This window comes from Rhodoblastus sp., from assembly GCF_041915505.1.
GTDB lineage: Bacteria > Pseudomonadota > Alphaproteobacteria > Rhizobiales > Beijerinckiaceae > Rhodoblastus.
On sequence record NZ_JAYSBG010000310.1, the window covers coordinates 1 to 4,163 of the forward strand.

General features: G+C 63.9%; 4 protein-coding genes. 1 reads left to right on the forward strand and 3 read right to left on the reverse strand.

Annotated elements, in window-relative coordinates; genetic code table 11:
• Positions 1–1,245 (reverse strand): (Fe-S)-binding protein (locus ACE3S9_RS15865; protein WP_374547447.1); only part of this gene is annotated, 1,245 nt, incomplete at its 3' end.
• Positions 1,246–1,721: 476 nt separating this feature from the next.
• Here ACE3S9_RS15865 and ACE3S9_RS15870 point away from each other — a divergent pair.
• Positions 1,722–2,105 carry a hypothetical protein gene (locus ACE3S9_RS15870; protein WP_374547448.1) on the forward strand — a complete coding sequence of 128 codons (384 nt, stop codon included), beginning with the start codon at positions 1,722–1,724 and terminating at the stop codon, positions 2,103–2,105.
• Positions 2,106–2,262: 157 nt separating this feature from the next.
• Here ACE3S9_RS15870 and glpK read toward each other — a convergent pair whose 3' ends face one another.
• Positions 2,263–3,744, reverse strand: a complete 1,482-nt coding sequence (gene glpK / locus ACE3S9_RS15875; RefSeq protein ID WP_374547449.1) for a glycerol kinase GlpK — start codon at positions 3,742–3,744, stop codon at positions 2,263–2,265.
• Positions 3,744–4,163, reverse strand: a 420-nt coding sequence (locus ACE3S9_RS15880) for a glycerol-3-phosphate dehydrogenase C-terminal domain-containing protein (protein ID WP_374547450.1), incomplete at its 5' end; no start/stop codon positions are given. The genes glpK and ACE3S9_RS15880, both read right to left, overlap by 1 nt.

The following is a 4,163-nucleotide window of genomic DNA, read 5'->3' on the forward strand; positions in this document are numbered from 1 at the left end:
GATCACGTCCTGCGGCTTGGCCGCGCGCACCGCCGGCAGCAAGGCCAGTTCCGCCATTTGCTGCGAGGCTTCGTAATGTTCGGCTTCGAAGCCGAACGATCCGGCCATGCCACAGCAGCCGGCGTCGATCAGTTCGAACTCCAGCCCCGGCGCGAGGCCAAGCGTCTTGCGCAATGATTTCATCACCCCGAACGCCTTCTGGTGGCAATGGCCATGGGCGTAGACCTTGACGCCTTCCGGCGCCTTCAGCGGCAGTTTCAATCCGCGCAGCGCCTCGCGCGAAATGAATTCCTCGAACAGATAGAGATTTTTGCCGAGCTTGCCGATCTCCTCGCCGAGGCCAAGGCTGTAGAATTCGTCGCGCATCGACAGCAGGCAGGAGGGCTCCAGCCCGATGATCGGCGCGCCGGCCTCGATCGCCGGCCGCAAGGCCGCCAGCACGCGGGTCGCCTCGGCGCGCGCCTTGGTCACCATGCCCATGGAGAGATAGGTGCGGCCGCAGCACAAGGAGCGGTTCGGCTCCGGGTCGTCCGCCGCCGGCTGGGCGATATGAACCTGATAGCCGCCCGCCGTCAGCACGGCGATGGCGGCCTCCGCGATCTCCGGATCGAAATGCTGGGCGAAGGTGTCGGCGAACAGCCAGACTTTGCCGCGCTCACCCGAACCAAACGGGCCTTTTGCGGCGAAAGGCCGGGCGGAGGGCGGCGGCAGCGGCCGGCGCGCGGTCAGCCCCAAAAACGTTTCGGCCGCCCAGGCGACCGGCGGCAAGGCGTTGCGCGTCCGCGCCAGCCAGCGCGCCGGCCGCCGCCAGCGTCCGAGCCACGCCGGCAGGCCGCCGAACAGCCGCGTGCGCAGCGAAACGCCGTGCGCCTCGTTGCGCTGGGCGAGATATTCGGTCTTGATCAGCACCATATCGACGGCGCTGGGGCATTCCTTCTTGCAGGCCTTGCAGGAGACGCAGAGGTCCATGGCGGCGGCGAGCCTTTTGTCGCCGAAGGGCTGCTCGCCATAATCGCCATTGAGCGCCGCCTTGAACGAGGCGACCCGCGCCTCGGTGGAATGGGCGGGATCGTGGGTGATGCGGAAAGAGGGGCACATCACGCCGCGACCCTCGGCCTGGCAGGCGCGATTGTGCATGCAGACCGCCACCGCCTTGGCGTAATTGCCGCCGCGCGTCGGAATGCCCGAATAGGCGTCGCCAATGCCATAAGTGTCGTAAGCCGACCAATCGAGATGCGTCTTCATGCCTGTCCCCGCGAATCCTCGCGGGGAAGCAAGTTTTCCGCCATCGACCATTTTTTCGGTTCGCACCACTCGCGAAATGGACATCCCTCGCGCTGACGCGAGGTTCCCCTCACTAGATGACCGCGAACGGCGGCAAGAGGACCTTCGTCTGCCCGATCGCCATTGTCCGCTTCGAACCGAAGCGGGCGCCGCCGATGGACTGGAGTCTGCGGGGAGCGGAAATCTTGGATGGCGCCGGCAATGACTGATAAGCGTCAATTAGAAGATGCTTGCGCGCGTCAGGTTATTTTAACGCGATCGCGCGAACGTGGCTTAATAAAACTTGACGCGGTAAGGCGCTATGAAGCGGGCCGTGGTGAACGATCAGGGCAAAGAACTCTTCGAGTCGATTACAGCCGCTGCAATTGACGGGGCGGCTAGCATAAGCGGATTTAAACGACGGTCGATACGTAGATTTAATAAGGAAGTGTTAGGAAATGTGGAATAATTGGCTAGTACGAAATCCAATTGGACTTTGTTTAGTCGGGCTCTATCTGCCCATTGCCTCGGGTGTAGTGCTTTATTCGTCGCTCTCCGCTGACAAAAAAGTCCTATCGATCGTGGCTTCAATCGCTGCCGCGCCGGCAATGATTCTGGTTGGGATCTTTGGCAATCCCAACCCCTTGATGACCGCGCTAATTGCGCTTGGACCTCTCCAGATACCGATGTTGTTGGCGCTATCCGCGATCATTCTCAATATTATTGGCTATATCATTTATATGATATACCAACTCCTAGCAACAATTAAGATTTATATTGTATTTCCTATTTTACTATTCGTCGTAATTTTCAATATGTTCGTTCGCCACGTTGCCCCCTGAGCTTATCTTCGATTGTCGGCTTTGGCCTCATTATGAGGCTTTGGCTGGACCGATCGGGAAGGTCCCATTCGAGCCGGACGCGGTCATCGCTTCAAGTCGCCAAGCGTTTGATTTTCGCCACTCACCCTTGCGAGCGTCAGCTCGCAAAAGCGGGCCACTATTCCACCCAATCGAACGACCGCGTCACCGCCTTGCCCCAGGAGGCGTAGAGTTTTTCGCGCCGCGCTTCGTCCATCGCTGGCTGCCAGCGCCTTTCCGCAAGCCAGTTCTCTTCGATGTCTTCGGTCGAGCCCCAATAGCCCACGGCGAGGCCGGCGGCATAAGCCGCGCCGAGCGCGGTCGTCTCGATTGTTCGCGGGCGGACGACCGGGACGCCGAGAATGTCGCTCTGGAACTGCATCAGCAATTCATTGACGACCATGCCGCCGTCGACGCGCATCTCGCGCATCGCCACGCCGGATTCGCGCGTCATGGCGTCGACCACGTCGCGGGTCTGGAAAGCGGTGGCCTCCAGCGCCGCGCGGGCGATATGGCGACGGTCGGCAAAACGGGTCAGCCCGGCGACGATGCCGCGTGCGTTCGACCGCCAATAAGGCGCGTAAAGGCCGGAAAAGGCCGGCACGATATAGACGTCGCCATTGTCGGGCGCGCCGGCTGCGAGCGCCTCGATCTCGCTCGCCGATTTTATGAGTCCGAGATTGTCGCGCAGCCATTGCACCAGAGCGCCGGCGATCGCCACCGAACCTTCGAGCGCATAGACCGGCGCGGCGTCGCCGAGCTTGTAGCCGAGCGTGGTCAGCAGGCCAGCCTGCGAGCGGAACGGTTTTTCGCCCGTGTTCATCAGCAGGAAACAGCCGGTGCCATAGGTGTTTTTGGCCTGCCCCGGACGCAGGCAGGCCTGACCGAACAAAGCCGCCTGCTGGTCGCCAAGCAGGCCAGCAAGCGGAACGCCTTCAAGTGGGGCGCGGCAGGGGCCGAAGACCTCGCTGGACGAGCGAATCGCCGGCAGCGCCGCGCGCGGCAGGCCGAAGGCCGCGAGCAGCGCATCGTCCCAATCGAGCGTAGCGAGATTCATCAATTGCGTGCGCGAGGCGTTGGTGACGTCTGTGACATGCCGGCCGGTCAGGCGCCAGGCGAGCCAGGCGTCGATGGTGCCGAACAGGAGTTCGCCCGATTCGGCGCGCCCCTGCGCGCCCGGCAGGCGGTCGAGCAGCCAGCGCCATTTCAAAGCGGAGAAATAAGTCGCCAGCGGCAGGCCGGTGGCGTCGCGGAAACGATCCTGGCCACCCTCGCGCGCCATTTCCGCGACCAGCGCGTCGGTGCGGGCGTCCATCCAGACGATGGCGTTGTGCAGCGGCCGTCCGGTATCGCGCTCCCAAACCACGGCCGTCTCGCGCTGGTTGGCGATTCCAACGGCGGCGAGGTCCGCTGGGCGCAGGCTGGCGCCAGCCAAAGCCTCATCGATCACCGCGCAGGTCACGGCGAAGATTTCTTCCGCGTCATGTTCGACCCAGCCGGGCTGCGGATAAATCTGGCGATGCTCGCGCTGCGCGCAAGCGACGACGGCGCCGGCGCGGTCGAAGACGATGAAGCGCGTGCTTGTCGTGCCCTGATCGATCGCGCCGACATAATGCGTCATCACTCGCCCCCCGAACGCGTCGCCAGCCATTCGTCCAGCGCGCCTGCCATGGCGGGCGGCGCCCGCAGGCCAAGCTTGGAGCGCCGCCACAAAATGTCCTCCGCCGTGCGCGCCCATTCGCGGGTGACGAGATGTTCGACCTCCGCCTCACTCAGGCCGAGGCCGAAATCACGGCCGAGGTCTTCGCGCTTTTTCGCGGCGCCGAGGATCGTCCCGGCCACAGTCCCATAGGCGCCGGCGAGTCGCGACGCCTCGCGCGCCGTGAGGAAGGGATAGGTCGCCGCAAGGTCGCGCGCGAAAGCGGCGAGATCGCCGCGCGGCAGGTCGCCGCCGGGCAGGCGAGCGGCGGCGGTCCAGCGTTTTCCGCGCGCGCCGAGACTCAGCGCCGCGCGATCCGCGACCTGTTCGGCGACATGACG